Below are 19,887 nucleotides of genomic sequence, written 5' to 3'. Positions count from 1 at the left end.
ATGAACGGTTTCGCGGAGTAAACGAGTGTCCCTTCTGCAAGTCTACTGGAGAGCGCTCGGCTATATGGCGGCAGACAGGAAGCGCGTTGCGCTTATTTGTGCCGCCAATGTCACCCTGGCTATCGTCGCTATCCTTGAGCCCATCATGTTCGGTCGCGTCATTGATGCGATTTCCGAGCGCGTGAACGTGGTCCCGCCGCTGGTGATCTGGGCCGGCCTTGGCGCCTTCAACATCGTTGCATTTGTTCTCGTGGCGCGCGGCGCCGATCGCATGGCTCACAAGCTGCGCGGCGAAGTGCTTTCGCAGTCGTTCGAGCGCATCATCAACATGCCGCTGGCCTGGCACCATACGCGTGGTACGTCCAATTCGCTGCATACGCTGTTGCGGGCGGTGGAAACGCTGTTTTCGCTGTGGCTGGAATTCATGCGTCAGCATCTGTCCACTGCGGTGGCTCTGATGCTGCTCGTGCCCACCGCTTTGTCGCTCGATGTGCGCATGTCGATGGTCCTGCTCGTGCTTGGCGTGGTGTATTACGGCGTCGGCCGTCTGGTCATGCGCAAGACCCGCGAAGGGCAGGCGAGCGTCGAGCGCCACTACCACAAGGTGTTCGCGCATGTGTCCGACTCGGTCAGCAACGTCGCTGTGCTGCAGAGCTACAACCGCATTGGCCACGAAACGGCAGCCCTGAAGCGGTTCGTCGGTGAGCTCCTCGACGCGCAGTATCCGGTTCTGGACTGGTGGGCTCTGGCCAGCGCGCTGCATCGCCTCTCGTCCACGATCTCGATGATGGTTGTGCTGCTGATCGGTTCGTTTCTGGTCATGAACGGCCAGCTGCGGATCGGCGACGTCATCGCCTTCACCGGCTTCGCTACGTTGCTCATCGCCCGCCTCGATCAGGTTTCCACTTTTGTGAACCAGATCTCGGAGGCTCGCGCCAAGCTCGAAGATTTCTACGGCATGGAAGATTCCGCGTTTGAAATCCGCGAGCCGGAAGGCTTGCGCGATATCGGCAGGGTTTCCGGTCATGTCCGTTTCGAGAATGTCGGCTTCGAGTTTCCGAATTCGGGGCAGGGGCTGGACAATGTCACCTTCGAGGTGGGCGCCGGCCAGACAGTCGCGATCGTCGGTCCGACCGGTGCGGGCAAGACCACGCTCATCAACATGCTGCAGCGCGTGTTCACGCCGCAGCGAGGTCGCATCCTGATCGACGGCATCGATACCCGCACCGTCTCCACGTCGTCGCTCAGAAACTGCATCGCCACGGTGTTTCAGGATGCCGGCATGCTCAACCGTTCGATCGAGGACAACATCCGCATCGGGCAGGCTGAAGCCACCTATCAGGAAATCCACGCGGCGGCAGAGGCTGCGGCGGCACAGGATTTCATTCTTTCCAAGGCCGAAGGTTACGACACCATCGTCGGCGAGCGCGGCGGGCAGTTGTCGGGCGGCGAGCGCCAGCGCATCGCCATTGCCCGGGCTGTGCTGAAAAATGCACCGATCCTCGTTCTGGACGAAGCCACCAGCGCGCTTGACGTGGAAACGGAAGAGCGTGTGAAGCAGGCGATCGACGAGTTGCGCCGTGACCGCACCACCTTCATCATCGCCCATCGCCTGACCACGGTCAGGGATGCCGATCTTGTGGTGTTCATGGACAAGGGCAGGGTTGTCGAGATGGGCGGCTTTGCGGAATTGTCCCTGCGCAATGGCCGCTTCGCTTCGCTGCTGCGAGCAGGCGGACTGCTCAATGACGAGGAAGTGCGTCGTCTGTCCCGGATCTCGCCGGTGAACGAGGACGCCGCTGCCTGACGAAGCACCGGCCTTTGCGTCGCAGTTGCCCGCGGCGCAGGGCAAGGTTATGTAGCTTGTCATGACAGTTTCACGCACCCGCATTGCCAGCTGGATGGACCTCGCCAATCCGACGCGTTTCGTCAGTTTTGCGAACAGAGCTGTTCCATGGCTGGCGGGTGCAGCATGCCTTGTTCTGGCGATCGGCCTCTACATGAGCTTTGCCGCACCCGAGGATTACCAGCAGGGCACGACGGTGCGCATCATGTACATTCACGTGCCGTTCGCCTGGCTTTCCATGATGTGCTACGCGCTCATGGCAGCCTCAGCGATAGGCACGCTGGTATGGCGCCACCCGCTCGCCGATGTCTCCCTGAAGTCGGCTGCGCCTATCGGCGCGTGCTTCACCGCTCTGGCGCTCATTACCGGGTCCATCTGGGGCAAGCCCATGTGGGGCACATGGTGGGTGTGGGATGCGCGGCTGACCTCCGTATTCGTGCTGTTCCTGATGTATCTCGGCATCATCGCGCTGACGCGCGCGCTGGAAGATTCGGGCAAGGCGGCATGGTCGGCGGCGATCATCACATTGATCGGGTTCGTCAACATTCCGATCATCAAGTTCTCGGTGGACTGGTGGAACACGCTGCATCAGCCGGCTTCCGTGTTCCGTGTCGACGGGCCGACCATTGACGGAAGCCTGCTAAGGCCCCTTCTGATCATGGCGATCGGCTTCACGCTGCTTTTCTTCACACTGCACATGATGGCCATGCGCACCGAGATCAGCCGACGGCGTATCGCTTCCATGCGCAGGCTGGCTGCTCGCGGAGAGCGCTGACCTTCGGGACGCTGGCAAAAAACACTGACGGGGAGGGACCATGAAGCGCTCTGGAGTGAATGAGATCATCCGTGAGGGCGACGCCTTCATCCGCTCCTTCGGTTATGTCCTGCCGCCGTTCGCCTATTGGTCCCCCGAAGAAATGAAGCGGCGCGGGGCGGAATCTGCTGGTGTCTTCAATGCCCGGCTGGGCTGGGACATCACCGATTACGGACAGGGGAAATTCGAAGAGCTGGGGCTCTTCCTGTTCACGGTCCGCAATGGCCGCTTCGAGGATATGAGCAAGGGTGCCGGCATGCTCTATGCCGAAAAGATCATGATCTCGCGCAAGGACCAGCTCTCGCCGATGCACCGCCATGTCATCAAGGCGGAGGACATCATCAACCGCGGCGGCGGCAAGCTCGTGCTGGAGCTGTTCATGCCCGACACAGAGGGTGGGATAGATGCACATGCCGAAGTGTCCGTTCCCGTAGACGGAACCATCCGCAGGCTTCCCGCCGGCGGTCTTCTGAAGCTCGATCCCGGTGAGAGCGTGACCTTGCTGCCGGGCGTATGGCACGCATTCTGGGGCGAGGGCGGCGACGTTCTGATCGGCGAGGTCTCCACCGTCAACGACGACCTCACCGACAACATCTTCCGCGACCCCATCGGCCGGTTTTCCGAGATCGAGGAAGATGTGGAGCCGGCTCACCTTCTGGTTTCGGACTATGAGCGCTGGCTGACGCGATAGCACGCATCGCCAGCTTCATTGCCGCGCGCTTTAAGACTTCGCGCCCACCTGACCATTCTCGACAACAAATGTCCTGTCGGTATGGACGGTGCCGCCGGGCTGGTCGGTGCGGTCGATTGCGCGCATCTCTACGTTCAGGCTTTCCGGCGTTACGTCGAAATGCATGTAGCCACGCTTCTGGCTTTCATAGTAGCGAACCTGAGGGTTGGCGGGCAGGGCATCATGCATGGGCCTGGCCAGAGGTTCCGGCCAGAGTGAGCTGATCGAGGTGCCTACGAATTCCGTCATCAGCGACCTGCCTGGCTCCTCGCCCGCGCGGCGGGTGACTTCCGAAATCAGCGTTGAATGAATGTCGCCTGCGATCGAAACCGGATTTGAGACCCTGGAACCTTCAATACGGTCGAGAATGCGTTGCCGGGCGGCCGGATAGCCGTCCCACGACTGCAAATAGCGATACAGCTCGCCTTCGTGATCCATGTCGAAGGTGCTCATCATCACGGTTGAGGCGATGGCGTTCCATTTTGCCTGCGAACCCGAAAGGCGCGCATCCAGCCAGTTTTCCTGCGCGACGCCCAGCATGGAACGTTGCGGATCTTCGGCTGCCTCGCACGGCTTCTGGAACACGCCGAAGGCGAAATCCTTGTCAGATCCGGAAGCGCACACACTTTCCGAATCACGAAACTGGCGGGTATCCGGAATGCTGATCCGCAGCAGGTCGCCAATATCGAGACCCCGCAAGACAGGCATGGTCGGAGCGTGTAGGGCAGGCGCATGGCGCACCGGCTGGAACTCGTACCAGGCATGATACGCGGCGGCGCGATGCGCCAGTTCGCCGGCGTCGCTGGAGTCTTCTGTCAGCGCATCGTGGTTGTCGAGCGTGACCATGAACGGCAATCGCTCGTGCGCGCGCCGCAGAGCCGCATCGGTCTTGTAGAGCGCATGACGACGGCGATAGTCGTCGAGTGTTCTGAGCGGCTTGTCGGTCTCGTGCGTGCGCACACCACCGCGACCGACTTCGTAGATGTAATCGCCCAGATGCAGCACCAGCGAAGAATCGTCGTCGGCCATGCCGTCATAGGCATCGAAGAAGCCGTTTTCCCAGTGCTGGCAGGAGACGACGTTGAACCGAAACCGCGACACCAGCGCATCCGCAGCCGGCAACGTGCGCGTCCGGCCGATGGGGCTCATCTCACCGCCAATGCGAAACGCATACCAGTACCAGCGATCCGGGCGCAGACCCTGAACATCGACATGGACCGAGTGACCATATTCCGGCAAAGCGCTGCCTGTGCCGCTGCAAACGACCTTCGACAGGCGCTCATCCTGGGCCACAATCCATTCCACATCGATCGGCAGTCTGGAGAGGAGTTCGAGATCATCGGCGGCTCTGGCCAGCTTCGTCCATAGCACCACGCTGTTGGCGGTCGGATCGCCGCTGGCCACCGAAAACGGAAAGAGGGACGCCGCAGGCGTTTGGGCGGCGGTGCGGTTCACAAAGACCGCAGGGGCCATGAGAGCCGCTGCCGTACCGGCAATAAACTGGCGTCGTTGAAGAATGGTCATGGGGCTCGCTTTCGGCTGGCAGTTACGCTGCAACGGCACCTAACGCCGCGAGATAACACTCCCATGACAGAGCTGTACGGTGTGTCGTCGATGCAAGAATGTCTCTTGATCTGCCGCCAATTCAATACTTCAGAAAAACATATTTTGAAAATCATAAATCGGATTATCATTCGGAATTTCGTCGGATTTTCATTAATTTTTTCAGTAAAATATAATTATATAAATGAACAATATTTGTTTTACTTTAAAATTCCGTCTTATCAGAATCGGCGGAATACAACGCGCTGAAGGATGAATGAGGATTTCTTTTGCAATCCGGTGAGCTGTGATTAGATGGGGGAAGGCAAACTGAACTATCCTGACACTGGGCATACCAGCCGGGCGCGGCCCGCAACGTGGATTTGACGACATGAACCCGATCGCAATTCTGTGGCCGATGGTGGCGCATTTCGCGCTGGTGGCGATCATGTATGCGTTGCTTGGCATGCGCCGCCGGCAGGCGATGCTGAACGGTTCAGTGGCGCGCGGCCAGTGGAAGCTGCGCTCCGGCGGCGAGCCGGAAGTCAGCGCCGCAGTGTCGAACAACATCATGAACCAGTTCGAGCTTCCGGTGCTGTTCCATGCCGTCTGTCTGGCGCTTTATGTAACGGCGGGCGTGTCATGGATTGCCGTGATACTGGCGTGGCTGTTCGTGCTGCTGCGCTATGCGCACGCGTTCGAACATGTCACCAGCAACCGCGTGTCGCGGCGCGGCATGTTGTTCGGCGGCGGCTTTCTGGTTCTGGTGCTTTTGTGGGCGTGGTTTGCCTTGCATCTGGCCGGAGCTGTCTGAGACAGACCAGACCACCATGCACTGAACCCGGAGTATCCGGCTCAGACTTCCAGCAGCACGATCTTGCGCTTTTCGAACTTGATGGCGATTTCGCCGCGCACAAGACGCAGCGCCTTTTCGCCGAACACCGCCCGTCGCCAGCCCTGCAGCGCCGGTACCTGCGCTTTCTCACCATGAGCGGCGATCTGGTCGATGTCATCGCTCGATGCCAGCACCTTTGCGGCAACGCCTTGCTGTTCGGCGATGATCTTCAGAAGCACTTTCAGCAATTCGGCCGCGGCATTGGTGCCCTCCGGCTGCTGCTGCTGTTTCGGCAGTTTTGGCAATTCATCCTTCGGCACGGCAAGGGCGGCATTCACCGCTCCCAGCAAAGCCACGGCGGTCGATGAGCGCTCCCAGCCCTTGGGAATGGTCCGCAAGCGACCGAGCGCATCACTGTCGCGCGGGGCCTGCTGGGCGATCTCGTAAATGGCGTCATCCTTGATGATCCGGCCGCGCGGCACGTCGCGTTCGCGCGCTTCGCGCTCGCGCCATGCGGCGACCGATTTCAGGATCGCCAGTTCCTGCGGCTTGCGCACGCGCATCTTCAGGCGCTTCCAGGCATCATCCGGATGCGGATCATAGGTCTCGCGCGAGGTCAGAACCTGCATCTCTTCCTTCAGCCAGTGTGCGCGGTCCTCGCGCTCAAGCTGGGCCGTCAGATGCTTGTAGACGTCGATCAGGTGGGTCACGTCCGCGAGGGCATATTCCAGCTGCTTTTCCGAAAGCGGGCGATAGCGCCAGTCGGTAAAGCGAGAGGATTTGTCGAGCCTGACATCGGTGATCTTCTGGACGAGCTGGTCGTAGGAGACGGCATCGCCGAACCCGCACACCATCGCAGCCACCTGCGTGTCGAAAATCGGGGAGGGAACCAGATCGCCCTGATGAACGATGATCTCGATATCCTGCCGCGCTGCGTGGAAGACCTTGACCACATTCTGATTGGCCATGAGCCTGAAGAAGGGTTTGAGGTCGAGGCCGGGCGCCAGCGGATCAACAAGCGCGGTAAAGCCCGGCACCGCCATCTGGATCAGGCACAACACAGGCCAAAACGTTGTTTCCCGAATGAACTCCGTGTCAACGGTGACAAAGTCCGATTGCTCGAGTCTTTCAATGGCGCTCTCGAGTTCGCTCTGCGTGGTAATAAGGTTCATCAAATCGCTTTTCAGATCAAACTCGTTTCTCAATTCCAGCCGCAGACGGGCGCGTCAAGCCATCGGATGTGAAACGGGTGGCAAGACGGGCCCCGAAAGGCGGCTTACGGCCCTCTTGCCTTGACAAAAGGGCCTGCCCATGCGCTTTTCGCGCCAATTTTGCGGTCGGGCAAGTGCTTCGGCCCCATTGAACCATTGTTAGGCGGAAAATCAGGCAATGCATCGTTATCGCAGCCACACCTGCGCGCAGTTGAGAAAGGCCGATGTCGGCTCCAATATCCGTATTTCGGGCTGGGTGCATCGCGTTCGCGATCATGGCGGCCTGCTGTTCATCGACCTGCGCGACCACTACGGGCTGACGCAGATCGTGGCGGATCCGGATTCGCCGGCTTTCAAGACGGCTGAAACCGTGCGTGGCGAATGGGTCATTCGCGTCGACGGCGAGGTCAAGGCGCGCGCGGCCGATGCCGTGAACCCCAATCTCGAAACCGGTGAGATCGAGGTTTTCGCCACCGAGATAGAGGTGCTTTCCGCAGCGAAGGAACTGCCGCTGCCGGTTTTCGGCGAACCGGACTATCCGGAAGATATCCGCCTGAAGTATCGCTTCCTCGATCTGCGCCGCGAAACGCTGCACAGAAACATTGTCATGCGCACGAAGATCATCGCCGAGATGCGCAAACGCATGGGCGAGGTGGGGTTCACTGAATATTCCACCCCGATCCTGACCGCATCGTCGCCCGAGGGCGCACGCGACTTCCTGGTTCCCTCGCGCATCCATCCGGGCACGTTCTACGCGCTGCCGCAGGCTCCGCAGCAGTACAAGCAGCTCATCATGGTGTCGGGCTTCGATCGCTATTTCCAGATCGCGCCCTGCTTCCGCGATGAGGATCCGCGCGCCGACCGCCTGCCGGGCGAATTCTATCAGCTCGACCTCGAAATGAGCTTTGTCGAGCAGAACGATGTGCTGGCCACCATGGAGCCGGTGATGCGCGGCGTGTTCGAGGCGTTTGCCGACGGCAAGCCGGTGACGCAGGAGTTCCGCCGCATTCCTTACGACGAAGCCATGCGGAAATACGGATCCGACAAGCCGGACCTGCGCAATCCTATCGAGATGCAGGACGTGTCCGAGCATTTCAGCGGTTCCGGCTTCAAGGTTTTCGCCAACATCCTCGCCAACGATCCCAAGGCCGAAGTGTGGGCCATTCCGGCGAAGACCGGCGGCTCGCGCGCATTCTGCGATCGCATGAATTCTTGGGCGCAGGGCGAGGGACAGCCGGGTCTCGGCTACATCTTCTGGCGCAAGGAAGGCGACAGGCTCGAAGGCGCCGGACCTATCGCCAAGAACATCGGCGATGAGCGCACCGAGGCCGTGCGCCAGCAGCTTGGTCTTGAGGATGGCGATGCCGCTTTCTTCGTTGCGGGCGATCCGAAGAAGTTCGTTGCCTTTGCCGGAGCTGCGCGCACACGCGCGGGTGAGGAACTGAACCTCGTGGACCGCGATCGTTTCGAACTGTGCTGGATTGTCGACTTCCCGTTCTACGAGTGGAACGAAGAGGAGAAGAAGGTGGATTTCGCTCACAACCCGTTCTCGATGCCGCAGGGTGGCATCGAGGCGCTGAGCGGTCAGGACCCGCTGAGCCTCAAAGCCTACCAGTACGACATGGTCTGCAACGGCTTCGAGATCGCCTCCGGCGGCATCCGCAACCATCTTCCCGAAACCATGGTCAAGGCCTTCGAGATCGCGGGGCTGGACCGGCAGACCGTGGAAGAGCGCTTTGGCGGTCTTTATCGCGCGTTCCAGTATGGCGCACCGCCGCATGGCGGCATGGCGGCCGGCATCGACCGTGTGGTCATGCTGCTCGTCGGTGCGAAGAACCTGCGCGAGGTCACCATGTTCCCGATGAACCAACAGGCCTTTGATCTGCTCATGGGGGCGCCAGCGCCGGCTACGCCGCAGCAGCTGCGCGAACTGGAACTGCGCGTCATGCCGCAGAAAAAGGAAGCCTGAGCGATCAGGCAACAGAAAAAGCCCCGCCGCTTATGAAGCGTGCGGGGCTTTTCTTTGAGCGGTGTCTGGCAAAGGCGGAAACGCTCTATTTTTTAAGCAATTGCGAGCGCAAGACGGCTGCGCACTTTTGCAGGAATTGCTCTAGTGACGAACCTGATATCTGGGCTCGTAATGTCCATCCGGCGTTTTCAGGAACAATTCTCTGATCTGCGGATGACGCACAGGCTCATCTGAAACATCTTCAACCAGATTTTGCTCGGAAACATAGGCGATGTAGTCTGTTTCGGAGTTTTCAGCCAGAAGATGGTAGAAAGGCTGGTCCTTGCTGGGGCGAACGCCAACAGGAATTGCCTCATACCATTCATCGGTATTGGCAAACTCCGGGTCGACATCGAAAATGATCCCGCGAAACGGAAAAAGCCGATGGCGCACAACCTGTCCGATTGAAAACTTTGCTTTTTTGATCGCCAGTCTGTCCATGCTTCTTATTTGGCTCATCACACCGGGTAATTCAATGCTGAACAGGTTACACAGCCATGTGAGCCTGTTTGCGGATTGGGCCGCAGGGCTGAAAGGAAATCCGAAATCTCTCACAGCAGGTTGAAGTTCACGGGGCGAATCTGAAAGCTGGCTGTGCTCCGGGCACAAGGCTGCTGGCCGGTTAAGAGGCGAAACGATCATGTCCGAAATTGCCGGCCTCGTTCTTCCGTTCTTCGGGCTGATCTTCATCGGGTTCGCTGTCGCACGCATCACGCGCCAGCCTCTCGAAGCGCTTGGCTGGCTGAACACCTTCATCATCTATGTCACGCTGCCGGCCCTGTTCTTCCAGCTTCTGGCCAGAACGCCGTTTGAAGAGCTGACGGAATGGAGCTTCATCTTTGGATCGGTGTTCTCCACCTTTCTGATTTTCATGATGATGTTTGCGGGCTCATTGCTGGTAGCCGGCAATATCGCGGAATCCACCGTGAAGGGGCTGGCGGCTGCTTACGGCAATATCGGCTATATGGGCCCCGGGCTGGCGGTGCTCGCCTTCGGGGAGAAGGCCGCGGTGCCCGTCGCTCTCATCTTCTGTTTCGAAAACGTCATGCATTTCACCATTGCCCCGATGATGATGGCGCTTGGCGGTGGCGACCGCAGGTCATGGCCGCAGCTTGCGGCAGGCATCGTCAGCCGCATTGTGCTGCACCCCTTCATCATCGCGACTGCACTCGGCGTTCTGGCGGCTTATTTCGAATGGAGCCCGCCACTGCCGCTCGACCGGTTGCTCGGCTATCTCGCGAACGCGGCCGCTCCCTGCGCCCTGTTCGCCATGGGCGTGACGCTTGCCCTGCGGCCGCTGCGGCGCATACCTGTCGAAATCGTGCCGATCAGCCTGCTCAAGCTCGTCGTGCATCCGCTGCTTTGCTACGTGATGCTGAGCCTGATGGGAGATTTTTCGGAGGTCTGGCTATTTTCCGCCGTTCTGCTGGCGGCTTTGCCCACAGCCACCAATGTCTTCGTCATCGCCCAGCAATATGGGGTGTGGGTCGAGCGGACGTCGGCAACGATACTGGTCACGACCTGCGCCTCGATCATGACCGTCACCGGCCTGCTTTACATGATCCGGGCCGGGATCTTACCGCTGGATCTGTTCCCGTAACGCGCTGCCCAGTGCGGAAAAACCGCTACCGGGATGCAGCCCTTCACGCATGAAGAAAGCACGCAGCGGCGCAAAGCGCCCGAGCAGCTCAAGCGTGGCGCTGCGGGCGATCTGGGCAGGAAGCATATTCGACAGCAGCGACCGGTTGAGGAGATTGACCGCGCTGGTGCGGGCCACGATGTCGGGCCTGCGCCGGAGATCGTAAGTGATCATTGCCTTGTCCGATCCGGGATCGGATCGGTTTTTTGATGAGACATCAACGAGATCGACGATATCCCTGATGCCGAGGTTCAGCCCCTGTGCGCCGATGGGCGGAAATACATGTGCAGCTTCGCCCACCAGCGCCACCCGGTTCCGGGCAAAGCGCTTCGGCGTGGAGGTCGACAGCGGATAGATCTGGCGCTTTGGCTCCACCGCCACTCGCCCCAGCATGGATTGCATGCGCCGCTCAATGTGAAGTGACAGGGCATCGTCGTCCAGTGCCGCCAGTTCGCTGGCGGTTTCGGGACGCACGACGCAGACAAGGCTCGATCTGCGGCCACCGGGAAGCGGCACCTGCGTGAACGGCCCGGTCTGGGTGTGGAATTCGGTGGAGGTGAAGTTGTGATCGAGCGTGTGGCCAAAATTCAGAACCAGCGCCGCCTGCGGAAATGGATGCGATGATACCGAAATGCCGGCAGCCTGGCGGGCCGGCGACATCCGCCCATCGGCAGCGACGACCAGCTTTCCTGAAACTTCGCTGCCATCCGCAAGCCGCGCCACTGCCTCGTCGGAACCGGGGTTCCAGCTTTCCACCAGCGTCTTTTTCCAGTCGATCGACGTGTTTGCCGCCACGGCCTGCGCCAGCGTCGCCACCAGCACCTTGTTCGGTATGTTGAGACCGAAGCGCTCTTCACCGATGTCGCCGGCATGGAAAGTTGCGGGCGTGCTGCGGATCAGCCGCTCCGTCGCATCCACGATGCGCATGATCTTCAGCGGTGCGGACTGATCTGACAGTGCTGTCAGAACGCCGATCCGATCCAGCGTTTCGAGGGCGGGATTCATCAACGCCGTGGTGCGCCCGTCCTCGATATTCGGCTCGGGACCGACCAGCGTGACCGCAAAGCCTGCTCCGGCAAAGGAAAGCGCGGCGATCAGACCGGCAGGGCCGGTTCCTGCAACGAGGATCTTTGCTTCGGCTTCAGCAGGGATGGCGGTCGTTGGCATATCGGAGCCTCCTTGTCGCCAGAGCTATACGCCTTTCCCTATCGGCCCATCAACGCGACCTTTCAGCCGAAGCAAGAAAAACAACGCCTTTGCGCCTGTTACGGTCAAGAAATCCTGTGTGGCCTTATGTCTAATCGACGCTCCCGCATTGACCCCGGCGGACAGGTGGTTGATCAAGAGGGATTATGGATGCCATGCAAGATGGACTGGTGGCCGTGGATAAAAAACCGACCGGCAGGAAGATCAGGGACCGTATTCCCAGACCGAGGAAGAAGGTGACCTGGCCACAGGCAAGAGCCTTTTCCGTGCATCTTCTGACGGCGTCCGGATCTTTCCTTGCTTTCGTTTCTCTCGTTGCGGCCAGCGAAGAGCGCTGGACGGCGATGTTCTGGTGGCTGGGGCTGGCATTGTTCGTGGACGGCATAGACGGCCCGATCGCGCGCAAGCTGGAGGTCAAGGAAATCCTGCCGACCTGGTCGGGCGAATTGCTCGACAATATCATCGACTATGTCACCTATGTGCTGATCCCCGCATTCGCGCTGTATCAGTTCGGGCTGATGGGTGAGGGGCTGTCATTTATCGCCGCCGCCATCATCGTCGTGTCGAGCGCGATCTACTATGCCGATACCGGCATGAAGACCAAGGAGAACTTCTTCAAGGGGTTCCCGGTGGTCTGGAACATGGTGGTGTTCACGCTGTTCGTGGTCGGTCCGGGAGAATGGGTGTCATTCGCTGTGGTCGTGATCTGCGGACTGCTCACCTTCGTGCCGATCAATTTCCTGCATCCGGTGCGGGTCAGGCGCCTGCGCCCGATCAATCTCGCCATCACCTTGCTTTGGTGCGCGTTCGGGGTTCTGGCGCTGGCGGAATCGGCGCTGGCCGAATTCTACAATCAGATCGGCATACTGGCTGAAAACGTCAGCCTGTTTACAAAGGGCGGCATCACGGTCACCGGGCTTTACCTGTTCTGCATCGGTGGCATCATGCAGCTTTTCCCAAATCTCGGCGCGAAGAAGGCGTGAGCTGACATGTCCAAGGCAATTCGTATCCATAAGCATGGCGGTCCCGAAGTGCTGGTTTTCGAGGACGCGGATCCCGGCCGCCCCGGTCCGGGTGAAATTCTGGTGCGCCACACGGCGATCGGCGTGAATTTCATCGATGTCTACCATCGCACCGGCCTCTATCCCGCACCGAACGGCCTGCCATTCACGCCAGGCGGCGAGGCTGCCGGCGTGGTTCTCGAAGTGGGCGAGGGGGTCGACTGGTTGTCCCCGGGAGACCGGGTCGCCTATGTCGTGCAGCTGGGCGCCTATGCGGAGCAGCGTGTTGTGGGTGCCGATCGGGTCGTTCGCATTCCGGATGGGATCAGCGATGAGCAGGCTGCTGGCATGATGCTCAAGGGCATGACGGTGGAATATCTTGTGCGGCGTACATTCAAGGTGAAGCCCGGCGACACCGTACTCTATCACGCAGCGGCCGGCGGTGTGGGGCTGATCTTCGGCCAGTGGGCGCATCATCTTGGCGCCACTGTCATCGGAACGGCCGGCTCGCCGGAAAAGGCCGAGCTCGCGCGAGCCCACGGTTTCCATCATGTGATCGACTATCGCCGCCAGGATTTCGTGCAGGAAGTGGCCCGCATCACAGACGGCAGGAAATGCGATGTCGTCTATGATTCGGTTGGCAAGGACACATTTGCAGGCTCACTGGACTGCCTGAAGAGGCTCGGAACGCTGGTTTCGTTCGGCCAGTCTTCAGGTCCGATCCCACCTTTCGACATCGGCATTCTCGCCCGGAAAGGATCGCTGTACCTGACCCGCCCGACGCTGTTCAGCTACAATGTCACGCGCGAGGAACTTGACGCATCGGCAGCGGCATTGTTCGACGTGGTGCTGTCGGGGGCCGTGAAAATCATGGTCAATCAGCGCTATGCCCTCAAGGATGCCGCGCGCGCCCATTCCGATCTGGAGGGACGCAAAACCATGGGAACAACCGTACTCATCCCCTGAATGTCGCGGCGACTGCCATCGAAATTATTGAAGCTCTTTCAAAGTAAGCATCGGTTTGCGCAGAAACGCGCCAGTGCCTACGATGCCATCGGGAACACAGAACATATCTGTTAAACAGATGGGAGGCACTGTGAGTTTACATCAAGGCGCTGCGGACCTGCTCGAGGTCCGTGGCCTGACCAAGATATTCGGCTCCCTGAAAGCTTGCGACACCATCGACCTTGGCATTGCCAAAGGCGAAATACATGCGCTTCTGGGAGAAAATGGCGCCGGCAAGTCCACTCTGGTCAAAATGCTGTTCGGCTCCCTTGAGCCACATTCCGGCGAGATCCTGTGGAACGGCCAGCCGGTGCGCATCACCAGTCCGGGCGTTGCCAAGAAACTCGGCATCGGCATGGTGTTCCAGCACTTTTCGCTGTTCGAGGCGCTGACCGCAGCCGAAAACATCGCTCTCTCGCTCAATGACGGCGCGCCGATCAGCACTATTGCCGCCAAGGCCCGCGCCTTGTCCTACAGCTATGGTCTGCCGCTCGATCCTGATGCGCTGGTGGGCGATCTGTCGGTTGGAGAACGCCAGCGGATCGAAATCATCCGCTGCCTGTTGCAGACGCCTGAACTCATCATTCTTGATGAGCCGACGTCGGTGCTGACACCGCAGGAGGCCGACAAGCTGTTTGAAACGCTGGAGCGGCTGCGGGCCGAAGGCAAGTCGATCCTCTATATTTCGCACCGCCTCGAGGAGGTGAAGCGTATTTGCGACCGCGCCACCGTGCTGCGTCATGGCAAGGTGGTGGGACACTGCAATCCGCGCGAGGAAACCGCTTCATCGCTTGCGCGGATGATGGTGGGCACCGAGGTTCGCGCTGTCGAGCGCACGCCGGCTGCGGGAATCGACAAGGCCAGGCCGCTGCTGGAGATCGTCAATCTCAACCGAAAGCCGGCAACACCGTTTGCAATTGCCTTGAAAAACATAAATCTTTCCGTGCGGGCAGGGGAGGTTGTCGGCATCGCCGGCGTTGCCGGTAACGGACAAGGCGAGTTTTTCGAGGCCGTGTCCGGTGAGGTGCTTCAACAGGACCGGGGGTCGGTGCGCATTGGCGGCGTCGATGTCGGCGGGCTCGACATAACGGGCCGGCGCCTGCTGGGCGCTGCCTTCGTTCCCGAGGAACGCCTCGGCCATGGTGCTGCACCGCGCATGACGCTGTCGGAAAATCTTCTCCTTTCCCGGCACGCCACGGACGGCAAAAAATTCGTCGGCAAAGGCGGCCTGATCGAAAGCAAGGCGATCTACGACACCGCACAGCGTATCATCGGGATCATGGACGTTCGCAAGAGCGCGCCTGATCCGGAAGCAGCGTCCCTGTCCGGCGGCAATCTGCAAAAATTCATCGTCGGGCGCGAACTCGACCGCAATCCCTCGGTGATGATCGTCAACCAGCCGACATGGGGCGTCGATGCCGGGGCTGCGGCTCATATCCGGCAGGCGCTCATCAGCCTCGCCCGTAATGGCTCCGCCGTGCTGGTGATAAGTCAGGATCTGGATGAGCTTTTTGAAATGTCGGACGCCATTGCCGTGATGCACAATGGCGAGTTGTCGCCCGCACTGCCCATAGCCGAAGCGACCTACGAGAAGATCGGCCTGCTGATGGGCGGCGCCGAGCCCGGGCATGCCGCCACAGCCCATGCAACCGAAACGGCGGAGGTGGCATGATGCGCATCGAGCTCGTCAAACGTCCGCAGCGCTCGGCGCTGTTTTCGATGCTCTCTCCCTTCATCGCCTTCGCGCTGACCGTGATTACGGGCGCGATCATGTTCGCGGTTCTGGGGGTTAACCCCGCCAGGGCGCTCTACGCCTATTTCATCTCACCACTTACTGAAATCTGGCAGTTGCACGAGCTGGCGATCAAGGCCGCACCCCTTATCCTGATTGCGGTGGGCTTGTCCGTCTGCTTCCGCGCCAACATCTGGAACATCGGGGCGGAAGGCCAGTTCACGGTCGGTGCCATTGCCGGCTCGCTTTTGCCCGTTCTTTATCCTGATCTGCAGGGCGCATACCTTCTCCCGCTGATGCTCCTGATGGGCATGATCGGCGGAGCGGCATTCGCGAGCATTCCTGCTTTTCTCAAGGCACGCTTCAACACCAACGAAATCCTCACCAGCCTGATGCTGGTCTATGTCTCGCAACTGTTTCTCGACTGGGTTGTGCGAGGCCCGTGGCGTGATCCCATGGGCTATAATTTCCCGCAGACGGTTCAGTTCAGCCGGGCCGCGCGCCTGCCCGAACTGCTGGATTCCGGCCGGGCCAATCTGGGCTTCATCTTCTCGATCGTTGCGGCTGTGCTCATCTGGCTGATGATGAGCCGCATGCTCAAGGGGTTTGAAGTGCGGGTGATGGGATCCAGCCCGCGGGCAGGGCGGTTCGCCGGCTTCAGCATGAACCGCATGGTGTTCTTCGCCTTCATGCTTTCCGGTGCGCTGGCCGGATTGGCCGGCATTTCGGAGGTTTCCGGCGCTATCGGCAGGCTTCAGCCGACGATTTCACCCGGTTACGGCTTTGCCGCCATCATCGTCGCGTTTCTGGGCAGGCTCAATCCGCTCGGCATTATCGCGGCCGGTCTCGTGCTGGGGCTGACCTATCTCGGCGGCGAGGCGGCACAATCCTCGCTTGGCGTGTCGGACAAGCTGGCGCGTGTCTTCCAGGGCATGCTGCTATTTTTCGTGCTGGGCTGCGACACGCTGATTCATTACCGCATTCGCTTTGTCGGCAGGACAAATCCGGCAGCCGACACGATTGCAGCACAGGAAGGGGCAAACTGATGGATATCTGGATCAGCATCCTTCTCACCATTGCCACTGCTGCCACGCCGCTGCTCATCGCCGCAATCGGCGAACTGGTTGCCGAGCGCGCCGGTGTGCTGAACCTCGGCGTCGAGGGCATGATGATCATGGGCGCGGTTGGCGGTTTCGGGGCCGGGTATCTGACAGGATCTCCGTGGATCGGCGTACTCGCGGCCATCATCATCGGTGTTCTGTTTTCCCTGCTCTTCGCTTTCATGACGCTCACGCTCGCAACCAATCAGGTGGCGACAGGGCTTTCCCTCACCATTCTGGGGCTCGGCCTATCAGGCATGATCGGAACCAGTTTTGTCGGGCAGCCGGGCGTTCGTCTGCAGAATCTTGACATTCCCGGCCTGACCTCGCTGCCTGTGGTCGGAAAGCTGCTTTTCGGGCAGGATCCAATCTTCTACCTGTCGATCGTGCTGGTCATTGCCGTCGCCTGGTTCCTGTTCCGCAGCCGTACGGGGCTTACCATGCGTGCCATCGGCGACAGCCACGGCTCCGCCCATGCCCTCGGTATCCACGTCATCCGCTACCGCTATCTGGCGGTGATGTTCGGTGGCGCCTGTGCAGGGCTTGCAGGCGCGCATCTGTCGCTCGTCTACACGCCGCAATGGGTGGAGAACATGAGCGCCGGGCGCGGCTGGATCGCGCTGGCGCTGGTGGTGTTCGCCTCGTGGCGGCCATGGCGGGTTCTGGCCGGCGCCTACATCTTCGGCGCGATCTGGATAGGACAGCTGCATGTGCAGGCCATCGACCTGTCGGCATTCAGCAATTCGTCGTGGCTGATCTACCAGCCGCTGGCCCTGCTGAAGTCCTTGCCATCCCAGTTCCTGTCGTCCTTGCCCTATCTCGCGACGATATTGGTTCTGGTGGTGATTTCGCGTAACAAGCGCCTGACCATGATGAACACGCCAGCTTCCCTGGCCCAGCCCTTCGTGCCTGAACGCTAAGAAATTCAGCGCGTTAGATGTTAAACCTAAGATGGAGAACACTCATATGAAAAAGACCATGACAGCTCTGATGGCAGCGGTGGCAGCCCTTGCCTTTTCCGCGCCCGCTCAGGCGCAGGACAAGCTGAAGGCCTGCTGGATCTACACAGGTTCCATCGGCGACTTCGGCTTTGCCTTCCAGCACGATCAGGGCCGCCAGATGGTGGAGAACGAGCTTGGCGATCAGGTCGAGACCGCCTTCCTCGAAAACGTTTCGGAAGGGCCGGACGCTGCCCGTTCCTTTGAGCGCATGGCGCGCGACGGGTGCAAGATCATCTTCGGCACCTCCTTCGGCTTCATGGATGCCGAACTCGAAGTGGCGAACAAGTTCCCCGACGTGAAATTCGAGCACGCCACCGGCTTCAAGACATCCGACAACATGGGCGTCTACAACATCCGCTTCTATGAAGGTCGTTATGTCAGCGGCCAGATCGCGGCCAAGCAGTCGAAGACCGGCGTAGCCGGTTACATCGTTTCGTTCCCCATTCCTGAAGTCGTGATGGGCATCAATGCCTTCATGCTCGGCGCCCAGTCCGTCAATCCGGATTTCAAGCTGAAGGTTGTGTGGATCAACTCCTGGTTCGATCCGGGCAAGGAAGCCGACGCCGCCAAGGCGCTGTTTGATCAGGGGGCAGACATCATCGCCCAGCACACCAATTCGACGGCTCCGCTCCAGATTGCCGAAGAGCGTGGGATGCACGGCTTCGGTCAGGCAGCCGACATGTCCAAGTTCGCTCCCAAGGCACAGCTCACCGCGGCAGTGAACAACTGGGGCCCGTACTATGTGAACCGCGTCAAGGCTGTCATTGATGGCAGCTGGAAGGCGGAAAGCCGGTGGGAAGGCTTCAAGGACGACATCCTCTACATGGCACCCTACACCAACGTGCCGGATGAGGTTGCAGAGGCTGCAAAGGCAACCGTTCAGAAAATCACGGACGGATGGAACCCCTACACCGGCCCGATCACCAGACAGGATGGTACGGAATGGCTGAAGGACGGCGAGGTTGCCGATGATCAGACCCTTCTGGGCATGAATTTCTATGTTAAGGGCATCGACGACAAGCTTCCGCAGTAATCGTCAGCGGAGCGAAAGCAGAGAAGGGCGCCTTTCGGGCGCCCTTTTTTGCTTGTTTGGGGGAGGGTGTGCTTTTCAGAAAATGCTTGGGCTCTGCCTCAAGCCAGATAACCGCTAACATGCGGCCACACTTCCAGCGCGCCCCGATAGATCATGTCGAGCGCGACATAGAGGATGATCAGCAAGCCGATATAGGCGATCCAGCGATAGCGGTGGAGAAGCCGTGCAATCAGCGACGCGGCAAGCCCCATGAGAGCGACAGAGAAGACGAGGCCGACGACGAGTACGGTGAAGTGGTCGCGCGCTGCACCAGCTACGGCCAGCACATTGTCGAGCGACATGGAAACGTCGGCCACGACGATCTGGATCGCCGCCTGCAGAAGCGTTTTGCGGGGAGCCTTCGAGGGAGAAGATTCCGCGCCATCGGCCAGAACCCGCGTCGCTTCCTCTTCATCCTCATGAGAGGTGCGCAACTCGCGCCACATTTTCCAGCAAACCCACAGCAACAGGATGCCGCCAACCAGAAGCAGGCCGAGTATTGCAAGGAGATGTACGGTTATCACCGCAAATACGATACGCAGAATGGTTGCAGCCAGAACCCCGATCAGGATCGCTTTCTTGCGTTGGTCAGCCGGCAAGCCAGCGGCTGCAAGACCGATAACGATGGCGTTGTCTCCGGCCAGAACCAGATCGATGAAAATCACCTGAAGGAGCGCAGTGAAGCCAGCTGCGGTAAAAATTTCCATGGCCAGATCGCCTATCCATGTCGTGGGAACACCGGAGGCCTACGCCCAAGCCGGCAATGCAGTCAAGGGTTGTTGGGCCGTCAGGGGTTGTCGTCTCCATCGTCCTGCAACCTGCGAAAGCCCGGCGGTAGGTCACCCTGAGCGCACTTCAGGAAATAAGAATTGCAGCAACCGTCTCATCTGTTGACTGTCGACCATGCTCGGCGCTAAAGCCGTGTATTGCATGCCTTTACTGTGAGGCGGCAGTCGGGCAGGAGGGATGGCCGAGCGGTTTAAGGCACCGGTCTTGAAAACCGGCGAGGCAGTGATGTCTCCGTGGGTTCGAATCCCACTCCCTCCGCCACGACCTCTGATTTCCAATGGCCGCAAAGGCTTTTCCTCTTTCAGCGTACACACGAAAGTACAGTTGTGAAGCAGGGCTACATGCCTGCTTTGCGG

Annotated in this window: 17 protein-coding genes and 1 tRNA gene; 13 read left to right on the top strand and 5 right to left on the bottom strand. The window is 59.9% G+C overall.

Going from position 1 to position 19,887, the window contains the following annotated elements; all coding sequences use genetic code 11:
* The first annotated feature begins 25 nt into the window (after positions 1-25).
* The 3 genes from HNR59_RS11465 (at position 26) to HNR59_RS11455 (ending at position 3,351) form a co-directional block, all read left to right on the top strand.
* Positions 26-1,807: a glucan ABC transporter ATP-binding protein/ permease gene (locus tag HNR59_RS11465; protein WP_183830070.1), complete on the top strand. Its 1,782-nt coding sequence runs from the start codon at positions 26-28 to the stop codon at positions 1,805-1,807.
* A 61-nt stretch (positions 1,808-1,868) separates the two neighbouring features.
* Entirely contained in the window at positions 1,869-2,621 is a 753-nt protein-coding gene (locus tag HNR59_RS11460) for a heme ABC transporter permease (protein ID WP_183830068.1), read from the top strand.
* Between the two features lie 40 nt (positions 2,622-2,661).
* Positions 2,662-3,351: a D-lyxose/D-mannose family sugar isomerase gene (locus tag HNR59_RS11455; protein WP_183830065.1), complete on the top strand. Its 690-nt coding sequence runs from the start codon at positions 2,662-2,664 to the stop codon at positions 3,349-3,351.
* Positions 3,352-3,381: 30 nt separating this feature from the next.
* Here HNR59_RS11455 and HNR59_RS11450 read toward each other — a convergent pair whose 3' ends face one another.
* A complete protein-coding gene (locus HNR59_RS11450) occupies positions 3,382-4,914 on the bottom strand; it encodes an alkaline phosphatase D family protein (RefSeq protein WP_183830062.1) in 1,533 nt (510 codons plus the stop codon).
* A 409-nt stretch (positions 4,915-5,323) separates the two neighbouring features.
* On the opposite strand from HNR59_RS11450, the gene HNR59_RS11445 reads away from it, so the two are divergent.
* Positions 5,324-5,746 (top strand): MAPEG family protein, encoded by a 423-nt coding sequence (locus HNR59_RS11445; RefSeq protein WP_183830059.1) that lies wholly within the window; start codon positions 5,324-5,326, stop codon positions 5,744-5,746.
* 41 nt (positions 5,747-5,787) lie between these two features.
* On the opposite strand, the gene rnd is transcribed toward HNR59_RS11445, so the two are convergent.
* Positions 5,788-6,939, bottom strand: a complete 1,152-nt coding sequence (gene rnd / locus HNR59_RS11440) for a ribonuclease D (RefSeq protein ID WP_183830056.1) — start codon at positions 6,937-6,939, stop codon at positions 5,788-5,790.
* 217 nt (positions 6,940-7,156) lie between these two features.
* Between rnd and aspS the strand changes: the two genes are divergently transcribed.
* Positions 7,157-8,947: an aspartate--tRNA ligase gene (aspS, locus tag HNR59_RS11435; RefSeq protein ID WP_183830053.1), complete on the top strand. Its 1,791-nt coding sequence runs from the start codon at positions 7,157-7,159 to the stop codon at positions 8,945-8,947.
* A gap of 141 nt (positions 8,948-9,088) precedes the next feature.
* Here aspS and hspQ read toward each other — a convergent pair whose 3' ends face one another.
* Complete coding sequence (hspQ, locus tag HNR59_RS11430; RefSeq protein WP_183831550.1) at positions 9,089-9,412, bottom strand: heat shock protein HspQ; 324 nt, start codon at positions 9,410-9,412, stop codon at positions 9,089-9,091.
* 214 nt (positions 9,413-9,626) lie between these two features.
* On the opposite strand from hspQ, the gene HNR59_RS11425 reads away from it, so the two are divergent.
* The gene (locus HNR59_RS11425; RefSeq protein WP_183830050.1) at positions 9,627-10,586 is read left to right on the top strand and encodes an AEC family transporter; all 960 of its coding nucleotides are present in this window, start codon (positions 9,627-9,629) and stop codon (positions 10,584-10,586) included.
* Here HNR59_RS11425 and HNR59_RS11420 read toward each other — a convergent pair.
* On the bottom strand, positions 10,563-11,792 hold the full coding sequence (locus HNR59_RS11420) for a UbiH/UbiF family hydroxylase (protein WP_183830046.1): 1,230 nt from the start codon (positions 11,790-11,792) through the stop codon (positions 10,563-10,565). The two genes, HNR59_RS11425 and HNR59_RS11420, sit on opposite strands and share 24 nt — an antisense overlap.
* A 194-nt stretch (positions 11,793-11,986) precedes the next feature.
* Between HNR59_RS11420 and pcsA the strand changes: the two genes are divergently transcribed.
* From pcsA to HNR59_RS11390, 6 genes are all read left to right on the top strand, one after another.
* A complete protein-coding gene (gene pcsA / locus HNR59_RS11415; RefSeq protein WP_183831548.1) occupies positions 11,987-12,814 on the top strand; it encodes a phosphatidylcholine synthase in 828 nt (275 codons plus the stop codon).
* 6 nt (positions 12,815-12,820) lie between these two features.
* On the top strand, positions 12,821-13,798 hold the full coding sequence (locus HNR59_RS11410; RefSeq protein ID WP_183830041.1) for a quinone oxidoreductase family protein: 978 nt from the start codon (positions 12,821-12,823) through the stop codon (positions 13,796-13,798).
* Positions 13,799-13,916: 118 nt separating this feature from the next.
* Positions 13,917-15,509, top strand: coding sequence for an ABC transporter ATP-binding protein (locus HNR59_RS11405; protein ID WP_183830038.1), 1,593 nt, complete (start codon positions 13,917-13,919; stop codon positions 15,507-15,509).
* On the top strand, positions 15,506-16,615 hold the full coding sequence (locus HNR59_RS11400) for an ABC transporter permease (protein WP_183830035.1): 1,110 nt from the start codon (positions 15,506-15,508) through the stop codon (positions 16,613-16,615). Before HNR59_RS11405 ends, HNR59_RS11400 begins: the two co-directional genes overlap by 4 nt.
* A complete protein-coding gene (locus tag HNR59_RS11395; protein ID WP_183830032.1) occupies positions 16,615-17,589 on the top strand; it encodes an ABC transporter permease in 975 nt (324 codons plus the stop codon). Before HNR59_RS11400 ends, HNR59_RS11395 begins: the two co-directional genes overlap by 1 nt.
* Positions 17,590-17,635: 46 nt before the next feature.
* Positions 17,636-18,703: a BMP family ABC transporter substrate-binding protein gene (locus HNR59_RS11390; RefSeq protein WP_183830029.1), complete on the top strand. Its 1,068-nt coding sequence runs from the start codon at positions 17,636-17,638 to the stop codon at positions 18,701-18,703.
* A gap of 98 nt (positions 18,704-18,801) precedes the next feature.
* On the opposite strand, the gene HNR59_RS11385 is transcribed toward HNR59_RS11390, so the two are convergent.
* Positions 18,802-19,449: a TerC family protein gene (locus HNR59_RS11385; RefSeq protein ID WP_183830027.1), complete on the bottom strand. Its 648-nt coding sequence runs from the start codon at positions 19,447-19,449 to the stop codon at positions 18,802-18,804.
* Positions 19,450-19,702: 253 nt separating this feature from the next.
* Between HNR59_RS11385 and HNR59_RS11380 the strand changes: the two genes are divergently transcribed.
* A tRNA-Ser gene (locus tag HNR59_RS11380) sits at positions 19,703-19,792 on the top strand.
* Positions 19,793-19,887 lie beyond the last annotated feature (95 nt).

The sequence above is a fragment of the Aquamicrobium lusatiense genome, from assembly GCF_014201615.1.
Taxonomy (GTDB): Bacteria; Pseudomonadota; Alphaproteobacteria; order Rhizobiales; family Rhizobiaceae; genus Mesorhizobium; species Mesorhizobium lusatiense.
Note: the sequence above shows the minus strand (reverse complement) of the source record. Positions and strands in the feature narration are given on the sequence as shown.

Coding starts and splice junctions, on each gene's coding strand:
- HNR59_RS11410 (WP_183830041.1), top strand. CDS start 12,821: ATGTCCAAGGCAATTCGTATCCATAAGCATGGCGGTCCCGAAGTGCTG.
- HNR59_RS11420 (WP_183830046.1), bottom strand. CDS start 11,792: ATGCCAACGACCGCCATCCCTGCTGAAGCCGAAGCAAAGATCCTCGTT.
- HNR59_RS11385 (WP_183830027.1), bottom strand. CDS start 19,449: ATGGAAATTTTTACCGCAGCTGGCTTCACTGCGCTCCTTCAGGTGATT.
- HNR59_RS11405 (WP_183830038.1), top strand. CDS start 13,917: ATGGGAGGCACTGTGAGTTTACATCAAGGCGCTGCGGACCTGCTCGAG.
- HNR59_RS11400 (WP_183830035.1), top strand. CDS start 15,506: ATGATGCGCATCGAGCTCGTCAAACGTCCGCAGCGCTCGGCGCTGTTT.
- HNR59_RS11390 (WP_183830029.1), top strand. CDS start 17,636: ATGAAAAAGACCATGACAGCTCTGATGGCAGCGGTGGCAGCCCTTGCC.
- HNR59_RS11450 (WP_183830062.1), bottom strand. CDS start 4,914: ATGACCATTCTTCAACGACGCCAGTTTATTGCCGGTACGGCAGCGGCT.
- HNR59_RS11455 (WP_183830065.1), top strand. CDS start 2,662: ATGAAGCGCTCTGGAGTGAATGAGATCATCCGTGAGGGCGACGCCTTC.
- rnd (WP_183830056.1), bottom strand. CDS start 6,939: ATGAACCTTATTACCACGCAGAGCGAACTCGAGAGCGCCATTGAAAGA.
- HNR59_RS11425 (WP_183830050.1), top strand. CDS start 9,627: ATGTCCGAAATTGCCGGCCTCGTTCTTCCGTTCTTCGGGCTGATCTTC.
- aspS (WP_183830053.1), top strand. CDS start 7,157: ATGCATCGTTATCGCAGCCACACCTGCGCGCAGTTGAGAAAGGCCGAT.
- pcsA (WP_183831548.1), top strand. CDS start 11,987: ATGCAAGATGGACTGGTGGCCGTGGATAAAAAACCGACCGGCAGGAAG.
- HNR59_RS11460 (WP_183830068.1), top strand. CDS start 1,869: ATGACAGTTTCACGCACCCGCATTGCCAGCTGGATGGACCTCGCCAAT.
- HNR59_RS11395 (WP_183830032.1), top strand. CDS start 16,615: ATGGATATCTGGATCAGCATCCTTCTCACCATTGCCACTGCTGCCACG.
- HNR59_RS11445 (WP_183830059.1), top strand. CDS start 5,324: ATGAACCCGATCGCAATTCTGTGGCCGATGGTGGCGCATTTCGCGCTG.